18 protein-coding genes, 2 tRNA genes and 1 pseudogene are annotated in these 20,943 nt (G+C 70.8%); 4 read left to right on the top strand and 17 right to left on the bottom strand.

From position 1 onward, the window contains the following. Both ABZ208_RS02015 and ABZ208_RS02010 read right to left on the bottom strand, forming a co-directional pair. Positions 1-2,121 (bottom strand): SpoIIE family protein phosphatase, encoded by a 2,121-nt coding sequence (locus ABZ208_RS02015; RefSeq protein WP_356907621.1) that lies wholly within the window; start codon positions 2,119-2,121, stop codon positions 1-3. Between the two features lie 211 nt (positions 2,122-2,332). After that, positions 2,333-2,406: transfer RNA gene (locus ABZ208_RS02010), tRNA-Pro, on the bottom strand. Positions 2,407-2,885: 479 nt separating this feature from the next. Between ABZ208_RS02010 and ABZ208_RS02005 the strand changes: the two genes are divergently transcribed. Continuing rightward, positions 2,886-3,353 (top strand): DUF309 domain-containing protein, encoded by a 468-nt coding sequence (locus ABZ208_RS02005; protein ID WP_356907620.1) that lies wholly within the window; start codon positions 2,886-2,888, stop codon positions 3,351-3,353. Here the strand turns inward: ABZ208_RS02005 and ABZ208_RS02000 are convergent. The 6 genes and pseudogenes from ABZ208_RS02000 to ABZ208_RS01975 all read right to left on the bottom strand — a co-directional run bounded on the left by ABZ208_RS02000 (position 3,327) and on the right by ABZ208_RS01975 (position 9,010). Further along, positions 3,327-3,992: an LUD domain-containing protein gene (locus ABZ208_RS02000; RefSeq protein ID WP_356907619.1), complete on the bottom strand. Its 666-nt coding sequence runs from the start codon at positions 3,990-3,992 to the stop codon at positions 3,327-3,329. The two genes, ABZ208_RS02005 and ABZ208_RS02000, sit on opposite strands and share 27 nt — an antisense overlap. Further along, positions 3,989-5,407: a LutB/LldF family L-lactate oxidation iron-sulfur protein gene (locus ABZ208_RS01995; protein ID WP_356907618.1), complete on the bottom strand. Its 1,419-nt coding sequence runs from the start codon at positions 5,405-5,407 to the stop codon at positions 3,989-3,991. The genes ABZ208_RS02000 and ABZ208_RS01995 overlap by 4 nt, the downstream gene beginning before the upstream one ends. Next, complete coding sequence (locus tag ABZ208_RS01990) at positions 5,404-6,141, bottom strand: (Fe-S)-binding protein (protein ID WP_356907617.1); 738 nt, start codon at positions 6,139-6,141, stop codon at positions 5,404-5,406. Before ABZ208_RS01990 ends, ABZ208_RS01995 begins: the two co-directional genes overlap by 4 nt. A gap of 74 nt (positions 6,142-6,215) precedes the next feature. Next, positions 6,216-7,438 (bottom strand): annotated as a pseudogene (locus ABZ208_RS01985) (cytochrome P450). Positions 7,439-7,555: 117 nt separating this feature from the next. Further along, positions 7,556-7,930, bottom strand: a complete 375-nt coding sequence (locus tag ABZ208_RS01980) for a DUF488 family protein (RefSeq protein ID WP_356907616.1) — start codon at positions 7,928-7,930, stop codon at positions 7,556-7,558. Between the two features lie 300 nt (positions 7,931-8,230). Next, entirely contained in the window at positions 8,231-9,010 is a 780-nt protein-coding gene (locus ABZ208_RS01975) for a crotonase/enoyl-CoA hydratase family protein (protein WP_356907615.1), read from the bottom strand. Between the two features lie 168 nt (positions 9,011-9,178). On the opposite strand from ABZ208_RS01975, the gene ABZ208_RS01970 reads away from it, so the two are divergent. Together ABZ208_RS01970 and ABZ208_RS01965 are read left to right on the top strand one after the other, a co-directional pair. Then, the gene (locus tag ABZ208_RS01970) at positions 9,179-9,769 is read left to right on the top strand and encodes a TetR/AcrR family transcriptional regulator (protein WP_356907614.1); all 591 of its coding nucleotides are present in this window, start codon (positions 9,179-9,181) and stop codon (positions 9,767-9,769) included. Positions 9,770-9,904: 135 nt separating this feature from the next. Next, on the top strand, positions 9,905-12,001 hold the full coding sequence (locus ABZ208_RS01965) for a SpoIIE family protein phosphatase (RefSeq protein WP_356907613.1): 2,097 nt from the start codon (positions 9,905-9,907) through the stop codon (positions 11,999-12,001). Positions 12,002-12,089: 88 nt separating this feature from the next. Here ABZ208_RS01965 and ABZ208_RS01960 read toward each other — a convergent pair. Together ABZ208_RS01960 and ABZ208_RS01955 are read right to left on the bottom strand one after the other, a co-directional pair. After that, positions 12,090-12,163, bottom strand: a tRNA-Pro gene (locus tag ABZ208_RS01960). Positions 12,164-12,716: 553 nt separating this feature from the next. Beyond that, positions 12,717-13,082, bottom strand: a complete 366-nt coding sequence (locus ABZ208_RS01955) for an MmcQ/YjbR family DNA-binding protein (protein WP_356907612.1) — start codon at positions 13,080-13,082, stop codon at positions 12,717-12,719. Between the two features lie 551 nt (positions 13,083-13,633). Here ABZ208_RS01955 and ABZ208_RS01950 point away from each other — a divergent pair. Continuing rightward, entirely contained in the window at positions 13,634-14,830 is a 1,197-nt protein-coding gene (locus ABZ208_RS01950; RefSeq protein ID WP_356907611.1) for an acyl-CoA dehydrogenase family protein, read from the top strand. Between the two features lie 126 nt (positions 14,831-14,956). On the opposite strand, the gene ABZ208_RS01945 is transcribed toward ABZ208_RS01950, so the two are convergent. From ABZ208_RS01945 to ABZ208_RS01915, 7 genes are all read right to left on the bottom strand, one after another. Then, the gene (locus tag ABZ208_RS01945; RefSeq protein WP_328393431.1) at positions 14,957-15,529 is read right to left on the bottom strand and encodes a GAF domain-containing protein; all 573 of its coding nucleotides are present in this window, start codon (positions 15,527-15,529) and stop codon (positions 14,957-14,959) included. After that, complete coding sequence (locus ABZ208_RS01940; RefSeq protein WP_356907610.1) at positions 15,526-16,140, bottom strand: ATP/GTP-binding protein; 615 nt, start codon at positions 16,138-16,140, stop codon at positions 15,526-15,528. Before ABZ208_RS01940 ends, ABZ208_RS01945 begins: the two co-directional genes overlap by 4 nt. After that, complete coding sequence (locus tag ABZ208_RS01935; protein ID WP_328393436.1) at positions 16,118-16,489, bottom strand: DUF742 domain-containing protein; 372 nt, start codon at positions 16,487-16,489, stop codon at positions 16,118-16,120. Before ABZ208_RS01935 ends, ABZ208_RS01940 begins: the two co-directional genes overlap by 23 nt. A 2-nt stretch (positions 16,490-16,491) precedes the next feature. Continuing rightward, the gene (locus ABZ208_RS01930) at positions 16,492-16,929 is read right to left on the bottom strand and encodes a roadblock/LC7 domain-containing protein (protein WP_328393438.1); all 438 of its coding nucleotides are present in this window, start codon (positions 16,927-16,929) and stop codon (positions 16,492-16,494) included. Positions 16,930-16,935: 6 nt separating this feature from the next. After that, on the bottom strand, positions 16,936-18,771 hold the full coding sequence (locus ABZ208_RS01925; RefSeq protein ID WP_356907609.1) for an ATP-binding protein: 1,836 nt from the start codon (positions 18,769-18,771) through the stop codon (positions 16,936-16,938). A gap of 343 nt (positions 18,772-19,114) precedes the next feature. Further along, positions 19,115-20,296: an MBL fold metallo-hydrolase gene (locus tag ABZ208_RS01920; RefSeq protein WP_356907608.1), complete on the bottom strand. Its 1,182-nt coding sequence runs from the start codon at positions 20,294-20,296 to the stop codon at positions 19,115-19,117. A gap of 90 nt (positions 20,297-20,386) precedes the next feature. Continuing rightward, positions 20,387-20,863 carry a PPOX class F420-dependent oxidoreductase gene (locus ABZ208_RS01915; RefSeq protein WP_356907607.1) on the bottom strand — a complete coding sequence of 159 codons (477 nt, stop codon included), beginning with the start codon at positions 20,861-20,863 and terminating at the stop codon, positions 20,387-20,389. Positions 20,864-20,943 lie beyond the last annotated feature (80 nt).

Genomic DNA, 20,943 nt, shown 5'->3' with positions numbered 1-20,943 from the left:
CTACCACCCCCTCCCCACCTCATGGCCGGCAGGACCGCGCCGAGCCGGCGGGGTGCCGGCCGCGGAACGGTGCGGGTGCCGGGTCCGGGCGAGAAGCATCGCCACGTCGTCCTGCGCTTCGGTGGGCAGCAACCGGTCGAGGACGTGGTCGCAGATCTCGTCCAGCGGGCGGTCGAAGTCGCGCAGTGCCCGGGCCAGCTGTTCCATGCCCTGGTCGAGATCCCTGTCGCGGGCCTCGATGAGACCATCGGTGTACAGCACCAGGAGGCTCCCAGGGGGCAGCGGCACCTTCTCGGTCGGGAAGTCCTGCCCTCCCGCACCCAGCGGCGTACCGGAAGGCCCGTCGAGGAACGTGATCGTCCCTCGGGCGTGGGCCACGGCCGGGGGCGGATGCCCCGCCCGGGCGATCAGACAGCCCTCGGCCGCCGGGTCGTGGACCGCGTAGACGCAGGTCGCCATCTCGTTCTCGCCCAGGTCGGCCACGGCGGAGTCGAGGGAGCGGAGAAGCTCGGCCGGGGGCATGCTGTGCCGGGCCAGTGTGCGTACCACCGTGCGCAGCTGCCCCATGACGGCCGCCGCGTGGATGCCATGTCCCATGACATCGCCGATGACCAGCCCGGTGGTGCCGTCGGGCAGGGCGATGACGTCGTACCAGTCCCCGCCGACCTCGTGGTCACTGGCAGGCAGATATCTCCCGGTGAGCTCGAGCCCCGCCACGTCGGGCAGCGCGGTGTTCGTCAGGCTGCGCTGGAGTGTGAGGGCGGCCTCCCGCTGGCCGGTGAACATGCGCGCGTTGTCGATGTTCAGCGCAGCACGGGAGACCAGCTCGTCCATGAGCACACAGTCCTGCTCGTCGAACCGCTCACGGCCGCGGACCCGGGTCACCACTACGGCGCCGAGCACCGTACCGCGCGCGACCAGAGGGATCAGCCGCGCGCAGCCGAACCGCGTGCTGAGGTACGTGCGCAGTCGGTCGGCGCGCGGATCGGTGATCAGCTGCGGGATGTCGGACAGATAGAGGTTCATGGGGCGTCCGTCGGTGATGACCTGCTCGTACACCGAGCCCAGCGGGATCTGGAAGGTCATGCCGACCGCCAGCTGTGGGGTGGGGTCGGGGAAGGCGGCGGCCAGCCGCCGGACAACGCCGTGGCTGGACGCGGTTGCCTCGTCGGGGCCGAGTACTTCCTCCAGCAGTTGGACGTCGGCGGAGTCGGCCAGCTGGGGGACAAGGACCTGCACCACCTCCTCGGCGGTGTGCCGCAGGTCCAGCGTGGTCCCGATCCGCGCACCGGCCTCGGCCAGGAAGGCGAAGCGCTGGCGCGCCCGCCCCACCTCGGCCTGTGCCCGCTCCGTCGCGGAGATGTCGATCACGGAGGCGATCAGGCCGAGCCGGCGGCCGGCGCTGTCGAGCAGCGGCGCGTAGGAGCAGGACCACGTCCGCTCCTGGTCGGGATCGGCGGGGGTGCGACCGGTACGGCGGACGTCCACCACCGCCTCCCCGGAGTCCAGGACCTGCCGCATCACGCTCTCCAGGACGGTGGCGTTGATGCCGGGTGCGACCTCGGACAGCCGTCTGCCGAGGTGCTCGGGCGCGGAGAGGCCGTTCATCCGCGCCAGCGCGTCGTTGACCCGGACAAAACTCAGATCGGGGCCGAGGATCGCGAGACCGATGGGTGACTGGGTGAACAGGCCCTCCAGGGCGGCGAGCGAGTCCCTCATCGTGCGGACGGCGGATGTCTCCACCGCGATGGCCAGGATGCCGGTGTGCCCCTGCACGTCCGCGGAGGGGACCACCCACATCTCCATCGGCACGAGGTGGCCGTCGCGGTGCCGCAGCGCCAGGGTCCCGACGACTGCCTCGCCCGCCAGCACTTTCTGCTTCATCCGCTCGGCCGGCTCCCAGCCGGCGGGGGGCACCAGAGCGGGGACCGCGCTCCGGCCCACCACCTGTTCGTGCGTATAGCCGAGCAGGTCCTGGGCGGCCAGCGACCACTCCACGATGCGTCCGTCCGCATCGGACCTCCACAGCGCGATCGGCAGCAGGTCGCGGAGCACACCGGCATACCCGATCGCCGACAGTGGCTGATCCGGCGCATCACTCGTCGACCCGTGTGTGTCCAACGCAACGACCTAACCCCGGGGTGTCGGGCGCTCCGCCTGCCGACCGCTCCCGTTGTCCGGGTGCAGTTCCACATAAACCCTATCGATCCGCACTGACGTGGGCGAACGGAGTTTCCCGGCGTTGCCGGCCGCACGAATGGGTGCCTGGAGGAAAGACCAAGAGGCCGTGCCGGATGTTCCGACACGACCTCTGATCGACGACTTCGAAAAGTCGGGACGACAGGATTTGAACCTGCGACCCCTTGACCCCCAGTCAAGTGCGCTACCAAGCTGCGCCACGTCCCGATGCCCGTCTGACCTGGGGCTTCCCCCTGGCCGAACGTGCAAGAGAACCATACCCCACTCCGCGGGGCGGGCGGACGGGGTGTGCCGTGGCCGGTGTGACACCCGCCGGCGGATCGAACGCTGTGTGCGCACACCCGACCTGACGGGCAGCCACGAGGACCCTGGTCGCGGCCGGGCCGGCCGCGTCGGGCTGCTGCCCGACGGGACCGCGCCGTCCCGGCCGGGGGCGCGCACGCACCTGGAGCACGGGTCCTCCGGGGCCGTCCCGGCGCCGCAGGCCGGCGGTACCGGCCGTGAGGCGGGACCGGTCCCAGCCGGCGCGGCGACGGGACCGAACGGGCGGGGAGGCCGTCCGCTGCGGCGGGGATCCCCACCACTGCGGCGACGTGGGCGGCCCACCGTCCGCTCCGGCGCCGCACTCGGCTGCCGGACACCGCCCGGCCCGCCGCGCCGGGCGGTGTCCGGGGCACAATCGGGGCGTGGAGAAGGCACCGAGGGACCGCGACGCCGACGGCCGCGCACACAATGCCCGCCCGCGCGACGGACTGGGCCGCCCCCTGCCGTACGGAGAGAGCGGCGTCGAACGCCAGCCCGAGGGGGTGCTGCGCACTCCGGCCGAGACGCTGGCCGAGGCGCAGCGTCTGCTCGATGCGGGCATGCCCTTCCATGCGCACGAGGTCTTCGAGGACGCGTGGAAGTCGGGACCGGACACCGAGCGTGAGCTGTGGCGGGGCCTCGCCCAGCTCGCGGTCGGCCTGACGCACGCGGCCCGCGGCAATACGACGGGCGGCGCGCGCCTGCTGCGGCGCGGCGCGGACCGGATCGCGGACTTCCCCGATCCGTACGCCATCGATGTCGCCGGTCTGACCGCCTGGGCGCGCGATCTGGCGGCCGGCCTCAGCGGTCCGGTGGACGCGGCGTCACAGGCGCCGCGGCTGACCCTGTAGCAGGACCACTTCCAGTGTGCGCGGGCCGTGCACGCCCTCGACCCGGTCGAGTTCGATGTCGCTCGTGGCCGACGGACCGGAGATCCAGGTCAGGGGGCGGGTCGGGTCCAGGCGTGGCATGGCCTGCGGAACGGAGGCGACGATCTGGTCCGGGGCGCGCACGACGCAGATGTGCAGGTCGGGTACGAGGGTGAGGGCCCTGCGGCCCTGGCCCGGACCGGCGTCAAGGACGATCGTGCCGGTCTCGGCGATCGCCAGCGCGCAGCCGGTCACCACGGCGTCCGTCGCATCGAGTTCGTACGGAGTCAGCGGGACTTCGTCGGTCCGCCGTTCGACGTCGGCGGCGGCGAGCCAGGCCGGCGGGAGTCCGTCGGGCACGGCCACCGAGCGCGCACCGCGCCCGGCCAGCAACCGGGCGATCAGGGCAGGCACCTCGGCCTCGGAGGCGCGGTGGACATGGGCCCGGTAGTCCGCGAGGTTCTCGTGCAGCAGGTCGAGCAGCGCGGCCGGGTCGTGCGGCGTGTGACTCTCCAGATAGTCGCGGGCGGCTTCCGGTGCCGCGGGGGCGTCGGCCACGGCGGCCCGGATGCGGCCGAGGATCCGGTCGCGGGAGCTCGCCCGGTGGGAACGTTCGCTCATGTGCGGTTCTTCTTCCACCAGTCACGGAAGGATGTGGCCGGCATCTGCGGGAGTTCGCGGGTGCCGGTCCACGCGCCCGCGCCGGGCGGCTTCTTCGGGTGCAGCCCGCGGGTTTTCGACGCTGCCCGCTCGGCGGCAGCCAGAGCCCCCGGATGGTTCAGCACCCAGGTGGCGGCCTTCATCGCGGCCTTCTCCCGTCTGTGGCCCTTGCCGCCCTGCTCCACGACCTTCTCCCGAAGGTGGACGAGCACCTCGGGGATGTCGATGGCGACCGGGCACACCTCGTAGCAGGCGCCGCACAGGGTGGAGGCGTAAGGCAGCGAGGCGTCGATCTCGCTGCCGGTGCCGCGCAGTTGGGGACTCAGGATCGCGCCGATCGGGCCGGGGTACACGGAGCCGTAGGCATGGCCGCCGGCGCGCTCGTACACCGGGCAGACGTTCAGACAGGCCGAGCAGCGGATGCAGCGCAGGGCCTGCCGGCCGACGTCGTCGGCCAGTGTCCGCGTACGGCCGTTGTCGAGCAGTACCAGATGGAAGGTCCGTGGCCCGTCGCCGTCCCTGGTCCCCGTCCACATGGAGGTGTACGGGTTCATCCGCTCGGCGGTCGAGGAGCGTGGCAGGGTCTGCAGGAAGACCTCCAGATCCCGCCAGGTCGGCACCACCTTCTCGATGCCGGCCACGGAGATGAGCGTGTCGGGCAGCGTCAGGCACATCCGGCCGTTGCCCTCGGACTCGAGGACCACCATGGTGCCGGTCTCGGCGACCATGAAGTTGGTGCCGGAGACGCCGACCTTGGCACGCAGGAACTTCTCCCGCAGATGCAGCCGGGCAGCCTCGGCGAGCTCGGCCGGGCTGTCGGTCAGTCCGTCGGGCGCGCCTCTGCCCCAGTCCGCCATCCTGCGGGTGAAGATGTCGCGGATCTCGTCGCGGTTGCGGTGGATGGCGGGGACGAGGATGTGTGAGGGGCGGTCGTCGCCCAGCTGCACGATCAGTTCGGCAAGATCGGTCTCGTACGCCACGATGCCCTCGGCCTCCAGCGCTTCGTTCAGACCGATCTCCTGGGTGGCCATCGACTTGACCTTGACGACCTCGCGCTCGCCGGTGGCCTTGACGAGATCGGCCACGATCCGGTTGGCCTCGGCGGCGTCGGCCGCCCAGTGCACGGAGCCGCCCGCCGCGGTGACCGCGGCCTCCAACTGGACGAGGTAGCGGTCGAGATGACGCAGCGTGTGGTCCTTGATCTGCTTGCCGGCCTCCCTCAGCTTCGCGAAGTCCTCCAGCTCTGCGACGGCCAGTGCCCGCTTGTCGCGGATGGTGTGGGTGGCGTGCCGCAGATTGGCACGCAGTGTGGGGTTGTGCACCGCTTCCCTCGCCGCCACGGGGAAGGACGGCATCCCGAGATAGGTGCCGCTCATGCCAGGGACTCCTCTCCCGTGCGGGGATGCGCTTCCGTGCCGGCGAGAATCTCCGCGATGTGCAGGGTGCGCATCGCCTCCCTTCGGCGGCGCAGAATGCCTCCGATGTGCATCAGGCAGGAGTTGTCCGCGCCGCACAGGACCGAGGCCCCGGTGGACACCGCGCTCGTCGCCTTGTCCTGTCCCATGGCGGCGGAGACGTCGGCGTTCTTCACGGCGAAGGTGCCGCCGAAGCCGCAGCATTCCTCACCGCCGGGCAGTTCGCGCAGTTCCAGGCCCTTGACGGCGGCCAGCAGCCGGCGCGGCCGGTCCCCGACGCCGAGCAGCCGCAGAGCATGGCAGGAGGGGTGATATGTGACGACGTGCGGGAAGTACGCGCCGACGTCGGTCACGCCGAGCACGTCGACGAGGAATTCGGTGAGCTCGTAGGTGCGCGCCGCCAGTTCCCCGCCCGGCGGGCCGCCGAGCCGCGGATAGTGCTGCCGGACCATGGCCGCGCAGGAGCCCGAGGGGGTCACGACGTACTCGTACCCCTCGAAGGCCCGCGTCGTACGCCGGACCAGGGGCTCGCACTCGCGCCGGTATCCGGTGTTGAACTGCGGCTGTCCGCAGCACGTCTGCCCGGCCGGGAAGTCCACCTCGACCCCCAGCCGTTCCAGGAGTTTCACGGTCGCGATGCCCGTATCCGGGAACACCGCGTCATTGACGCAAGTGATGAAGAGTGCGACGCGCATGGCCGGAGGATATGCGGGATGACGGGCCATGCGTCCCAACCCGGGCCGTGAAACATCGGGTCACCGGGATCCGTTCACCATTGGACATGGAGGGTCTCGGGCGAGCGGTGGATCAGCGTCGGACGCATGACGACCGGGGCCTGTTCCTCGTCGAGCCGCAGTCCGGGCAGTCTGCGGGCGAGCAGTCCAAGGGTCAGGGCCAGCTGTTCGCGGGCGAGCTGGGAGCCGGGGCAGCCGTGCGCACCGTGACCGAAGGCCACATGGCGGCGGGACAGGGGTCGGGTGATGTCGAAGACATCGGGTCGATCATGACTGTTCTCGTCGCGGTTCGCGGAGCCGTAGGCCACGAACACGGTCGCTCCGGCGGGCAGTTCGGTTCCGGCGACGGTGACCGGTCGGGTGGTGGTGCGGCGGAAGCCCTGGACGGCCGTGTCATAGCGGGCGGCCTCCTCCACCGCGGCGGGTACCAGCTCGGGATCGTCGCAGATCATCTCCCACTGCCGCCGGTCGCGCAGCAGGTGCAGCAGCGTGGTGCCGATGAGGGCCGAGGTGGTCAGATGCCCGGCGATCAGGAAGTTCTGGAAGCTGGAGACGAGTTCGTGGCGCTGGTCGAGGGTGAGCTCGCCGCTGCCGGGTGCAAGGGCCTCGACCATGCCGGACAGCAGATCGTCGCGGGGATGCGCCCGCCTGTCGCGGATGTACCGGTCGAGCATGGTCTGCAGCGCCACGACGTCCTCGGCGGCACCGACCTGCTCGTCGGGCTCGAGAGGACGGAACAGCAGCTGCTCGGCGCGGTAGCCGCCGTACACCGCGGCCGGCACGTCCTCCGGGTCGATGCCGATGAGCCGGCCGATCACCTGACCCGGCAGCTTGCGGGCGTACGCCCGCATCAGCTCCACGCGGCCGTCCGTGGCGAAGTCGTCCACGAGCGCCTCGGCGCGCTCGGCGGCGTACGGCGCGAGGGCCGCGACGCGGGCCCCGGAGAGCCCGCGGTTGAGGGGGGCCCGGTGCCGCTGGTGCGGCGCGCCGTCGGTGGAGACGACGGTGGGCCGCTTGCCGAACCCTTGGACAGCACCTGCAGCGCGGCGGGCGAGGGCATGACGTCGGGGAGCAGCGCGCGCACGGACGAGAAGTCGTCGGAGCGGATCAGCACTTCGCGTACGTCCGCGTCGCGCGCGACGAGCCAGGCGTCGAGTTCGGGCACGAAGGTCAGGCCCGGCGTGCCGCGGGCCTCGGCGTAGAGCGGATAGGGGTCGCGCTGTAACGCGTCGAGCCTTCCGTGATCCTTATTCGCCATGCGGCGCCTCCAGGGCTTGAGGACGGACAGCGGACTCCGGGCCCTGTGGACACCCGGAACGTCCGCCATCGTGCACGAGGCCCGCAGCGCGCGTGAAGGGCGCGTCACACCTCCGCGTCAGGAGCGGTTCGGTGCCAACGCCCTTACCAGGACCGACGTATGACTGTGCGCCGGCTCCTTGGCCGCCGTCAGGAGTGTGAGCGGCCCGGCCTCCGCGAGCGTCCGCAGCCGCTCCAGCGCCTCGGCGGCGGCGGCTGCGGCGAGTTCGCCTTCGTAGCGCCGGCAGAACTCCTCGTACGTCCCCTCCGGGCCGTGGTACCAGCGCCGCAGTTCCGTGGACGGCGTGAGAGCCTTCGGCCACTCGTCGACGCGGGCGTCCGCCTTGCTCAGGCCGCGCGGCCACAGGCGGTCGACCAGCACCCGCGTGCCGTCGTCCGGCTCGGGGGCGTCGTAGATTCTGCGGACCCGGATCCGGGAGGCGTCGTGCTGCATCTGTCCAGGGTCGCCGATGGAGTGCGGGTGCGGCACCGGGGCGGGGCCGTTCGGAGGAAGGCCCGGTTCTGCCGCGCGGCGGCCTGGGAGACGGCCTGGGAGATGTCCGGCGCGGGGATGTCGCCGGCCCTGGGCGCCGAGCCTGCCGGGACACGCGTGGGGCCGCACCAGGGCCGGGCGCACCGCCGCTGGTCGGGCCCGCGCTCATGCCGGGGCGGCGCTGCCGCTGGGTGGCCCGGCCCGGACCCCGCTGCCGTATCTGTGAGCGGACCCCTTTGGGCGCGGAAGGAGCCCCGACGGTCAGTCCGTGAACGACCCATGACGGCCCGCGCCGCCCGCGAACCGGTCGGCGCCCGACTGGGTCTCCCCCGCCGTCAGTGGGACCATGCCGTGCCGGTACTCGGCGGCCAGCGCGTCCGGTGTGCCCAGTCCGTGCTGCTCGAGCACGGAGAGCCTGTCGTGGCGCAGGCACAGCTGCGGGAACGCGGCGATCTCCCGGGCGAGTTGCTCCGCGGCCCGGCGCGCCTCGCCCGGCGGTACGAGCCGGTTGGCCAGCCCGATGTCGTACGCCTCGGAAGCCGGCACCGGGCGTCCCGTGAGGATCATGTCCATGGCGCGGCTCTCGCCGATCAGGCGCGGCAGCCGTACCGTTCCACCGTCCACGAGGGGCACACCCCAGCGCCTGCAGAACACCCCGAAGACCGCGTCCTGTTCGGCAACCCTCAGATCGCACCAGAGCGCGAGCTCCAGCCCGCCGGCCACCGCATGCCCGGAGACCGCCGCGATGACGGGCTTGGTCAATCGCATCCGCGTGGGCCCCATCGGCCCGTCGCCCTCGGCGAGCACCTTGTTGCCGCGCTCGGTGCCGATGCCTTTGAGATCGGCACCCGCACAGAACGTGCCGCCTTCGCCCCACAGAACGGCGACCGACGCGTCCTTGTCCGCCTCGAACCGGCGAAAGGCGTCCGCGAGTTCGCCTGCCGTCGGCCCGTCGACGGCGTTGCGGACCGCGGGACGGCTGAGCACCACCGTGAAGACGGGCCCGTACCGCTCGATCCGCACGGCCGGGTTGTCGTCCATCGATCCCCTTTCCTGGCACCTGGACCGGCCGGGCCGGGCGGATGCCTTCGACAGACGTCCCCAGCCTGCACCCGTCCGGCGACGCGTGGTGACCGGGACGATAGAGGACCCCCATACAGTCCGTCCAGACTGTTTGTTGATACATGATCCGTGCCGTACGCTCCCGCCATGCCACCCACCGGACGCACCCAGCAGCAACGCCGGGAGGAGACCAGGCAGCGGCTCCTCGACGCCACCATCGACTGCCTTGTCGAGTACGGCTTCGCGGGCACCACCACCCACCGGGTGCAGGAGCGGGCCGGAGTCTCGCGCGGCGCCCTGCTCCACCACTTCGCCTCCAAGGCGGCCCTGCTGGCCGCCGCGACCCACCATGCCGCCGAGCTGCGGCTCGCCCACATCCGCAGCGAGGCGGACAGCGACGGCAGGACCCCGGAGAAGGGTCTCGAACTGCTGCGCGCCGCGATGTCGGGACCCTACTTCCTCGCCGGCCTGGAACTGTGGCTGGCCGCCCGCACCGACCCCGAGCTCAAGTCGGCCCTGCTGCCCGCGGAGCGCGAGGTGGGCACCGCCCAACGCGCCGTCCTCGCCGACATCTTCGGGCCCGAGGTCACCGCACGCTCGGACTTCGCCATGCTCTGCGAGTCGCTGCTGGTCCTGCACCGCGGCCTCGCACTCACCGGCGTGCTGCGTGAGAACCCCTCGTTCGACCAGGAATTGCTGGGTCTGTGGGCGGAGCGTTTTCTGGGAGCAACGCCGTAAGGGCCGGACATGCCTCCCGCCGCGCGCGGCCTCACCCGCACGCCCCCGCTCGGTCGCGGTGGCACGACCGTCGTCCGATCCTGGTGTCCTGGTGTTGGCGCACAGCATCAGAGGCACCTTGGAGGCGGTGACACCGTGTCGGACGCCGATGCGCCGATTCACGACTCGATGACCGACGGCATGGGGGCGGCACTCCTCGACGCGCTGTTCAGCCAGTCCACCATGGCGCTGTACGTCCTCGACACAAACCTGCGGACCGTGCGCGTCGACACCGCGTCCCCTGTGGCACCCGTCGGATCGCTCCTGGGCCGGAGATTCACCGAGATCTACCGGCTCGAGCGGCCGGACGAGGCGGAGCGCCTGCTGGAGAGAGCCCTGGACACCGGTGCGCCCACCCGCAGATGGCGCGTGCGCGGCCGGCGTGCGGACGGCTCCGGTCCGGACCGCAGCTTCACCGTCTCCTTCTACCGGCTCGCCGGTTCCGACCGTGCCACGCCCGGTGTGCTGGTGCTCGTGGCCGATGTCTCGGAGGAGGAACAGGGCCGTTCGAGGGCGGCGGCACTGGACGCGGTGCGCGAACGCGTGGGGCAGTCGCTCGATCTGGTGGCCACCTGTCGCGATCTGGCCGATGCTCTGGTACCGGCCTTCGCCGACATCGCGGTGGTCGACGTGGTGGAGGAAGTGCTGCGCGGCGCGGAGCCGCCCCTTCAGCCCCTCACCCGCGACTCCGCGCTGCGGCGCACCGCCTTCCGCGGCCCCAGCGGGGTCGACGCCGCCTATCCGGTGGGGGATGTGCGCGACGTCCCGTACCCCACCCCCTATGCGCAGGCGCTGTCCGACCTGCGGCCGCGCCGCGTCACGCTGGGCCCGGACACCCCCTGGCTGGCGGCCGACCCGGCCAGGAGCCGCGCGATCGAGGCGACGGGGGCCCATTCGCTCATCGTCGCTCCCCTGGCGCTGCGCGGCATGGTCCTCGGCGCGGTGAGCCTCTACCGCTGCAAGAGGTCCGAGCCCTTCAGCGAGAACGATCTCTCCTTCACCGCGACGCTGACCGCGCACACCGCACTGAGCATCGACAACGCCCGTCGCTACGCCCGGGACCACACCATCGCCTCGACGGTCCAGCGCCGTCTGCTCCCGTACGCCGCCGCCGACCGCATCGCCGTCGAGACCGCGCATCTCTACTTTCCCGGGCGCAACAGCGGCTGCTGGTTCGACACCATCGCGCTGTCCGGGGCGCGCACCGCTCTGGTCGTCGGCAATGTCCACGGGCGCGGCATCCACACGGCCACGGCCATGGGCCAATTGCGTACGGCGGTACAGGCCCTGGCAGCGCTGGACCTGGAACCCGACGAGCTTCTGGCCCGCCTCAACGACACGGCCGTCCACCTCGCCTCCGAGCGCGCCGCCTTCCCGTCCGGCGACAGGCTGCGCACCGAGTCACTGACGGCGACCTGCCTCTTCTGCGTGTACGACCCCTTCACCCGGACGCTGACGATGGCCCGTGCCGGGCACGCGGCGCCGCTCGTCGTTCACCCGGACGGGAGCACACAGACGCCCGAGATGCCCCAAGGACCACAGCTGAGCTCGTCCGACAGCGCACCCTTCGCGACCGCCGAGATCGAGCTGGCGGAGGGCAGCGTCCTGGCCCTCACGACCGGTGAGCTGACACTCGACGGCCGGCCGGACACGCCGGGCTCCGTCCGTCCGACGGCCCTGCGGGACGTACTGTCGCCTCCCGGCCGCCCTCTCAGCGAGATGTGCGACGCCTTCGTCTACCACCTGCCTCCCGACGCCCACCCGGACGGCGCCGCGCTGCTGCTCGCCCGCACCGGGTCGGTCGTGGAGGACTGCCACGCCGCATTCGACCTGGAACACGACCGCACGGCACCGAAGACCGCCCGCACCCTCGTGCGGGAGCAGCTCGTGGCATGGGATCTCGGCGCGGAAGAGATGTACGCGGCCGAGCTCGTCGTCAGCGAACTGGTGACCAACGCGGTCCGTTACGGCGCCCCGCCCGTGCGCCTGCACCTGATCAAGACACATACGCTGACCTGCGAGGTCCACGACACCGGCACGGCCGCACCGCATCTGCGCCATGCCCGGGCGGTGGACGAGCACGGACGGGGGCTGTTCATCATCAACCAGCTCGCGGCCCAGTGGGGCACCCGCTACACCCGGGACGGCAAGATCATCTGGGCGGAGCTGGGTATCCCGCAGCCGACCGGATGACGCCGCATCGGGTCACAAGGACGCCAGAAACGGTCAGAGGCCATGTCGGATGTCTCCGACACGGCCTCTGACCTGCGACTTCGAAAAGTCGGGACGACAGGATTTGAACCTGCGACCCCTTGACCCCCAGTCAAGTGCGCTACCAAGCTGCGCCACGTCCCGATGCCCGCCTGACCTGGGGTTTCCCCCGGCTGAACGCGCACGAGAACAATACCGCACTTGGACCGGTGGTCACGAACCCGTATTTCATGTCCCTCCGCGTCCGCCACGTCGCCCCTGCGCCTCCTCCCCTCGGCCACACTTCGGGTTGCCCGGCGACGGGAGCACAGGCAGGCCGGGCCTCCCGGCTCGGGACTCCCTGAGGACGGCGAGCCGCAGGCCACCCGGACGCGGCGGAGGCTGCGCTGCGAGGGGCCGCGGCCGGAGCGTCGTCGCGGTCCGACGCATGCCGGGCAGCGCGCAGGCGTGCCCGACCGAGGGCATGGACATGGCAGTGTCGGCGACGGTAGCGCGACCGTGCGGCGGGCGACCGCCCCGATGGGGTGATCGCGGAGCAGTCTCTCCCCGGCACCTCGTCACCCGAGGGCAGGCCTCGCGGGGCCGCGCTCCCGGCTCGGCGCCGCCCATGCCAACCGACGGGCAGCCGCCGAAGCGCCGGACGCGGGGTCCGGACCCTGCTCCGGTGGCCGTACGGCGAGAGCGCCGCCGACGCCGCTCAGTCCAACCGCGGCGCGGCCAACTCCGGATGCGTGTCGAGCAGTCTGCGCGGGGCGGCCTGGCGCCAGGAGTCCGCCAGGATCGCCCGCAGCTCGTCCTCGTCGTCCAGGGCCGCCAGCCTCACTCGCATCCACGGATAGTTCTCGTCGTGGCCTGTGCGCAGAAAAAACTTCCCGGGCTCCGACGCGATCAGCTCCTCGCGGTCCTCCTGGGGACACTTCACCCCTATCACCTGGTCGTCGTCGTCCAGCGAGGCGAAGATCCTTCCTCCCTCCACCCGAAAGGTGGGCATACCCCAGGCGAGCTTCTCCACAGCCCGCGGGAGCGCGAGCGCGATGCGGCGTACGTCGTCGGCAGTGGCCATGGAAACGACCGTACGACTCACCACTGACAGCGGTATACGCACCGCGGGATGCCGGGGAGTGGGGCTGCCCCGTACGGGCGCGCGTGAAGGTGCGACACCTCAATGCACGCCCCGCGATGCGCGCCCGCGCGCTCTGCGCCACCACATTGCGCCGCACGTGGCCACCAGCCAGGCAGGGAAGGGCTCTTTTCAGTCCGCTTCGGCGCTTTATCGATTCTGCAGATGGTCCCGGATGACACACCTGTGTTCTTCTGAGGTGATCAATTGGCCCTGAGTGCCATATGCCCACGAAACCTTTGCCGTTGGCATGTGGCAGGAAGTGATGCACGGGGAATGCCGTACGACGGGATCGGACAAGGCTTTACCACACAGAACACGCGTTCAATCAAACGTCAACGGTCAAGAAATCGGCCAAAGTTGACAACGACCTTGTCCCGCTCCGGAAGGGTCAACACGCTGATGTGGTCGGCCTGTTCGGGACGGGACCACTGCCGATGCACCACCTGCTCGAACAATCGCGCGAGCAGGCGTTTCGCAGAGGAGGGCTCGCGATGGACGGATACTTCGCCAGTCGACTGCATCATCAGCTTCGGGCCGAAGTGAGGGAATTCGCCGAGAGGGAGGTGCAGCCCCGGATACCGGCGATGGAGGAGGCCCGCGCGGTCCACCGGGAGCTGTCCCTGCTGATAGCGCGACAGGGCTGGCTCGGCGTCACCATCAGCAGCGATTACGGCGGAACGGCACTCGGACACCTCGCCAAGACCATTATCATCGAGGAGCTGTCACGAGTCAGCGGCGCCATGGGCGCGATGGTGCAGGCGTCCCAGCTGGGAGTGGCGAAGATTGTCCATTTCGGCAGTGACGAGCAGAAGAAGACCTGGCTTCCGGCCATCGCCGCCGGCGAATGCCTGCCCACCATTGCTGTCACGGAGGCCGAATCGGGCGGCCATGTGCTCGGCATGAGCGCCACCGCGGTGCGGGACGGTGACGAGTACGTGCTCAATGGCCGAAAAATATTCGTCGGCAACAGCCACGTAGGCGATCTGCACGGCGTGGTGGCCAGGACGGGGCCCGGCTCAGGTGGGCTCACGGCCTTTCTCGTCGAGTCGGACCGGCCGGGTCTCGGGATCGGCGAACAGAGTCCGACAATGGGACTGCACGGGTTCAGCTTCGGCGAGCTTCACTTCGAGAACTGCCGGGTGCCCGCGGCCAATCGGCTCGGCGACGAGGGCGACGGGCTGGCCGTGGCCTACTCGTCCAGTGTGCTGTACGGGCGGGCCAACCTCACTGCCGTGTCCCTCGGCATCCACTGTGCCGTCCTCGAGGAGACCACCCGCTTCTGTGCCCAGCGCCACCGATACGGCAAGCCGTTGCACGAACTGCCCTCGGTGAAACTGAAGTTGGGGGCCATGCAGTCGCGGCTGATGACGGCCAGACTCGCCGCTTACCACGCCGTACATCTGCTCGACGAGGGAATGGCCTGCGACGCCGAGCTGATGAACGCCAAGCTGGTCAATGTGGAGTCGGCGATCGACTCCGCCCGCAACGGCATGGAGATCCACGCGGCCTCGGGCCTGTTCACGGACCGGCCGATGGAGCGCTATCTGCGCGATGCCCTGCACATGTTCGCCCCGGCCGGCACCTCCGACGTGCAGTTGCTGCGCCTGGCGGAGGTGGCGCTGGGCACGTCCAAGGGGCAGTGGTCGAAGCAACTGTCCGACCTGGTGCGGATGGCTCCCGCCATCTGATGTCCGCGTGCGACGGGTGTGCCGCAGTGCAGACGGCGTTCGGCCCCGGCAGGCGCTGCGGACCGCCGCCGGGGCCGTACTCATGGCGTTCCCGGGGGCCGCGGGAGTGGGCCCGGGAACGCCGCCTCAGATGCCGCCGTCCTCGCGGCGGTGGATCTGCTCGATCAGCTCCGCCGCAAGGGCCTTGATGGTCTCCAGGCCCGCTCTGCCCCAGGGCCGCGGCTCGGTGTCCACCACGCAGATCGTGCCCAGCGCGATACCCGTCCGGTCGATCAGCGGCGCCCCGAGATAGGAGCGGATGCCGATCTCGTCGACGACCGGATTGCCCGCGAACCGTGGATAGTCGCACACGTCCTCCAGGACGAGTGCCTTGCGGCGCACCACCACATGCGGACAGTAGCCGTGGTCGCGCGCCATGAAGCGGCTGACCCCGCCACTGCCCGCCGCTGCCGCACCGAGGTCGGAGCCGCTGCGCGTACCGGTCGGGGTATGGAGTCCGGCGAAGAACTGCCGGTTCTCGTCAATGAAGTTGACCATGGAGAACGGCGCCCCGGTCACCTCCGCGAGCTTTTGGGCGAATTCGTCGAAGGCCGGGTCGGGCCGGTCTCCCAATCCCAGCTGGCGCAGCCGCTGCACCCGGACGGGGGCCTCACGGTCGACCGGTGTCAGCAGCAGATGGCCGGTGGGGTCGTAGGTCATATCGGTGCTCCATAGCTGGGTGCCGCGTCCGGCACCGCGGTGGTGGTGAGCAGATGCTGGACCAGGGTGACCAGCGTCTTGATCCCCGAGCTGGCGATCCGCGCGTCACACAGCACGACCGGAACCTCCGGCTTGAGGTCGATCGCTGCCCGCACCTCCTCCGGCTCGTAGCGATAGGCGCCGTCGAACTCGTTGACGGCGACGACGAATCCGATGCCTCGCCGCTCGAAGAAGTCCACGGCGGAGAAACTGTCCTCGAGCCGGCGCGTGTCGGCGAGGACGATCGCTCCGAGCGCGCCCTCGGAGAGCTCGTCCCACATGAACCAGAAGCGCTCCTGCCCGGGCGTACCGAAGAGATACAGCACATGGCGCGCGTCCAGCGTGATCCGGCCGAAGTCCATGGCGACGGTGGTGGTCGTCTTGGACTCGATGCCGTCCAGGCTGTCGGTCGCCACACTGACCTGGGTGAGCAGTTCCTCCGTACTGAGCGGGTCGATCTCGCTGACCGCGCCGACCAAGGTCGTCTTTCCCACACCGAAGCCGCCCGCGATCAGGATCTTGAGCGCGGTGGGGAAGAGGTCGCCGGTTTCAGAGCCTTCGTCGTAGGCCATCGAGTACCGCCTCCAGCAAAGAACGGTCCGTGGTTGTGTCGCTCCCGCGCGGGGCCCGCGCGGTCAGCGCGCCGCAGTCCACCAGGTCGGACAGCAGCACTTTGGTGACGACCGCCGGAAGCCGCAGATGCGCGGAGATCTCGGCGACCGAGGTCGGGCCGTCGCACAGTCCCAGCGCCACACTGTGCTCGGGGCCGAGCTGCGGCTGGGGTGTGGTCCCGGTGGCCATCACCATCGAGAGCAGGTCCAGGGCGGCCGTCGGACGGGTGCGGCCGCCGCTGACTGTGTACGGACGGATCAGGCGTCCCGCCGCGTCGTCGAGCAACGGCCCGTCCTTGGGCGCCGGCATGTTCATTGCCCCGCAGCGCTGGGCGTCGCTCCCGCGGCTTGTCTCGCCGGCGTCACCAGATACGGACGCACGCTCTTGACCAGCATCGCCATCTCGTAACCGAGGACGGCGGCGTCGGCCTCACGGCCTGCGAGCACGGCCAGGCAGGTGCCCGAGCCCGCTGTGGAGACGAACAGCAGGGTGGAGTCGAGTTCCACGACCACCTGGCGTACCTCGCCGCCGTCGCCGAACCGCGCTCCGGCACTGCGGCCGAGCGAGTAGAGGCCGGAGGCGAGTGCGGCCATGTGGTCCGCGCTGTCGGTGTCCAGTCCGTGCACCGATTTCACCAGGCCGTCGGAGGAGAGCAGTACCGCGTTGCGGGTGTACGGAACGCGTTGGACAAGACCGCTGAGCAGCCAGTCGAGGTCCGAGGCATGACCGGCCGGCATGTCGCTCGCCATGGTCATCTACTCCTTGGGGGTGTTGTCGGGGAGCTGCGGGGTGTGGTGCGCTGCGGGTTGTGCGGACGACTGGGACTCGGCGAGGCCGATGCCTCGCTGGAAGGCCGCCATCAGCCCTGGATCGTGCAGGGTGTGGTCGTCGTCCTTGCGGCGCATGGGGGCGTCCCGCAACTGGGGGACGAGGTGCTCCTGGCTCCGGCGCTTGGGCAGTTGGGGGCGGCCGGTGCTGCCAGGGGCCAGATGGCCCGCCGGGATGTCGCTCGGCATGGTGCGTACGGGTTCGGCCGGGATGCCCGGCTGCGGTGCCGGGCGGCCCGCGGGGGGCCGGGCGGCTGCGGGATTGGGCCGGTCGCTGTGCTCACCCCGTACGGGCAACGGGCTGGTCCCTGTGGTGGAGGGGGCCGGTTCGCGCTGCGCGGGCAGAGGGTGATGCGGCTGGGCGTGGGCCTGCTGCGGCATCGGATGCGGTGGGACATGGGAATGGGCGTGGGCCGGGGCCGGGTGCTCGGGCTGCGTGGGCAGCGTGGGCAAGGGGGGTGGCGTGGTGGCGGCGATATGGTGCGCGTTCTCCTGCGGCGCCGAGGCGGTGCCGGGCTGCTCGAGCCGGTCGGTGGTGGCGCCGAGCAGGCCCTGCGGCAGGACGAGTACAGCCTGCACGCCGCCGTAGATGTTCGTCTGGAGCCGGACCGCGATGCCGTGGCGGCGGGCGAGCGCGGAGACCACGAACAGCCCGATCCTGCCGTCCTGCAGCAGATGCGCGACATTGACCTGGTCGGGGTCGGCGAGGAGCGCGTTCATCTTGTTCTGTTCGCCTACCGGCATGCCGAGGCCGCGGTCCTCCACCTCGACGGCGAGTCCGGCCGTGACATGCTGGGCGCGCAACAGCACCTGGGTGTGCGGGGCGGAGAACAGGGTTGCGTTCTCCACCAGTTCGGCGAGCAGGTGGATCACGTCCGCGACCGCGTGGCCGCGCAGGGTGCCGTCGATCGGTGGCACCAGCTTGACCCGCGGATACTGCTCCACCTCCGCGATCGCGGATCGCAGAACCTCGGTCATGGTGACCGGGTTGGACCACTGGCGCCGCGAGATCGCGCCGCCCAGGACGGCGAGGTTCTCGGCGTGGCGGCGGATACGGGTCGCCAGGTGGTCGACGTGGAAGAGGCCCTTGAGCAGTTCGGGGTCCTCGACCTCGTTCTCCAGTTCGTCGAGCAGCTGGATCTCGCGGTGGACCAGCGACTGGAGCCGCCGGGCCAGATTGACGAAGACTTCCACCTTCTGTTCGTTGCCGACGCTGCTGGAGAGCCGGGACGCCTGCACCACGGCCGCGACGGCCGCGTCGTGCGAGCGGCTCAGCTCCTGCGTGAGCAGGTCGAACTCGTCCCCACCCTTCGGTGGCGGCGCCGGCGTCCGGCGGGCGGGCGGTCCTTCGCCGCGTCTGAGCTGGTCGACGAGGGTACGCAGGCCGGCCTGTTCGCGCGCCGTGCTGCGGCGCAGTGCGGAGCAGCGGTCGAGCACGGACTTGGACGTCCGGTCCGCACCCACGGCGGCCGCCGCGACAGCCCCTATGGCCAGCGCGGCCATGCCGGTGAGCGCCGCCCACAGGCCGAGGGTCGGCTCGGGTGAGGTGGCACGGATCGTGACGATCACCGCGGTCGCACCGCTGAGGGCGGCGACGACGGTGGGCAGGACCGCGGTGCGCAGGAGTTGAGGGCGTATGCGGGTTTCCGGCGACGACGGCGCGGGGTTCGATCTCCCCGACGACAGGGATCGGGCGCCGGGGCGGCCGTGACGCCCGCCCTCTCGGCGGTCGGACCGCGCGGCGGGTGCTCGTAGTTGAGACATCAGCGTCCTTGGTACGTGGGGCCCCAGGAAAACGACGTAGTTCGAGTGGTCGACATCGGCTCGACGCTGGACCCGGGCATGCAGGATGAGCCCATCGTTGATCGCCGGCAACACACGGTAGTGGCCAAACGGACACGTGCGACGGGCAGTTGACAAAGTTGCCCGTTATTCGTCCTGCTCTGGTATGAGGGCTCGTACGAACGCCCGAAAGCATGCCCTTGACCCCGCGGCCGGATCTGTCGTGGCAGCGGGGTCAAGGGGGCGTCGAACTGGGCGAAGGCGGGGTGCGGGTGGCGGACCGGGCAGGCCGGGACCCGAACGGATGTTGGCCGAAAGGCCGGGGTCAGGCCGTCGGTGCCACTTCCGGGGTGCCGCTGCCGGCGGAGGAGCCCCATCCTCCGCCGGGCGCGGTGGCGACGGCGCGCCACCACGGTACGGCCGGGACGGTGTCGGAGGTCGGCTCGAAGGGCTCACCGGGGCGGGGCAGTGCGACGCGGGCCCCGGCCTCGGCGCCGGCAGCGACGGTGCCTTCACCGGGCTCCGCCCAGGGGTGCGGTGCGAGGTTGAACGTGCACCAGTGGATCGGCAGCATCACACCGGCCGGCTGCCCGCCCTGCAGATCGAGGTGGGCCCGCATGCCCTCGGCGGGAGTCATGTGGATGTCGGGCCAGTACTCGCTGTACGCCCCGATCTGGATCATGGTGGCGTCGAACGGGCCGTGCTCGGCGCCGATGTCCGTGAAACCGGGGAAATAGCCCGTGTCCCCGCTGTGGAAGATCCGGTGCTCGGCTCCCTCAACCACCCAGGACGCCCACAGGGTGTGCTGCTGGTTGCGCAGCCCGCGGCCGCAGAAGTGGCGAGCGGGGGTGGCGGTCAGGCGGAGGCCGTCCACCTTCGTCGATTCGTTCCAGTCCAGCTCGCGCAGCCGGTCGGCGGAGACGCCCCAGCGCTCCAGGTGGGCGCCGACGCCGAGCGGCACCGCGAAGACGGTGTCCGTGGAGACGAGTGCCTGGATGGTGGGCATGTCCAGGTGGTCGTAGTGGTCGTGGGAGATCACGACCACATCGACGGGACCGAGAGAGGAGATCGGGGCGGGGACGGGGTGCAGCCGCTTGGGGCCCACGAAGCTGAAGGGCGAGCACCGGTCGCCCCAGACCGGGTCGAACAGGACCCGGTGGCCGTCGATCTCCGCGAGGACGCTGGAATGTCCCATCCACGTGAGCCGCAGGTCGGTGACCGGGGGCTTGGCGAGGTCGGCGACCGTGGTGGCGTGGACGGGCACGGTGCCGATCGGTGACCGGTGCGCCCGCGCCTCCTTCTGGAAGTAGATCTTGACGAATTCGACCATGGAACCGCCGGAGGGCCGGGTCCGGGCCCCCACGGGGTTCTGGAAGACACCGTCGGCGAAGTTCGGCGAGCGGCGGATCCGCTCCATCCGGGCCCCGGTGGGGTCGGCTCCGAAAGCGGCCGATCGGAGCGAGCGCAGCCGGGAGCGCAGCGTGTGGGGGGTACCAGCGCCGGTCACGGCACCTCCTGAAGCTCGGGTTCCATCCATTATGTATGTATGTGTGAAGCGGTATCGCGGGGCTGGGCGGCCCGGCGGGGGCCTGGGGCATCAGGCCTGGGGCTGGCCATAGGCCCTTTCCACCCTCAGCCGCAGCACCAGGCGCCGGTCCTCGACCATCGCCCGCCGGTAGTCGTCCCAGTCCGGGTGCTCGCCCTGGACGTCCCGGTAGAGCCTGATCAGCTCCTCGACGGTGTCGTCGTGGGGGTCGGCGGCGACCGGCGAGAGGTCCGCGACGCCCTCGACGACGGTCCATGCCCAGCGGTCCTTGCTCGTGACGTGGTAGGAGGCACGCGGGTCACGGCGCAGGTTCCTGGTCTTGGCGCGGTCGTCGGTGATGGAGACCCGCACGGTCCGCTCGTCGGGGTAATAGGCGTGGTTCACGTTCGACAGCTGGGGCCTGCCGTCCCGCTTGAGGGTCACCAGCACGCCACCGTCCTGCTCGGCGACCAGCTTCAGCAGGGCGTCGTGCCGCGGGTCCGCGCCTGGGTTCGAGGTCGCTTCCGGCTGTGCGTCCATATCCGTCATGACCAGGCAACGCCTGCTCCCTTTCCGGTGTTCCTGCCCCGCCGGAATTCGGTGCCGCCCGCCGATGTCACATTCCCGGG

Origin of the sequence: Streptomyces sp. NPDC006208 (assembly GCF_040613775.1) — a bacterium.
Lineage (GTDB): Bacteria > Actinomycetota > Actinomycetes > Streptomycetales > Streptomycetaceae > Streptomyces.
Note: the sequence above shows the minus strand (reverse complement) of the source record. Positions and strands in the feature narration are given on the sequence as shown.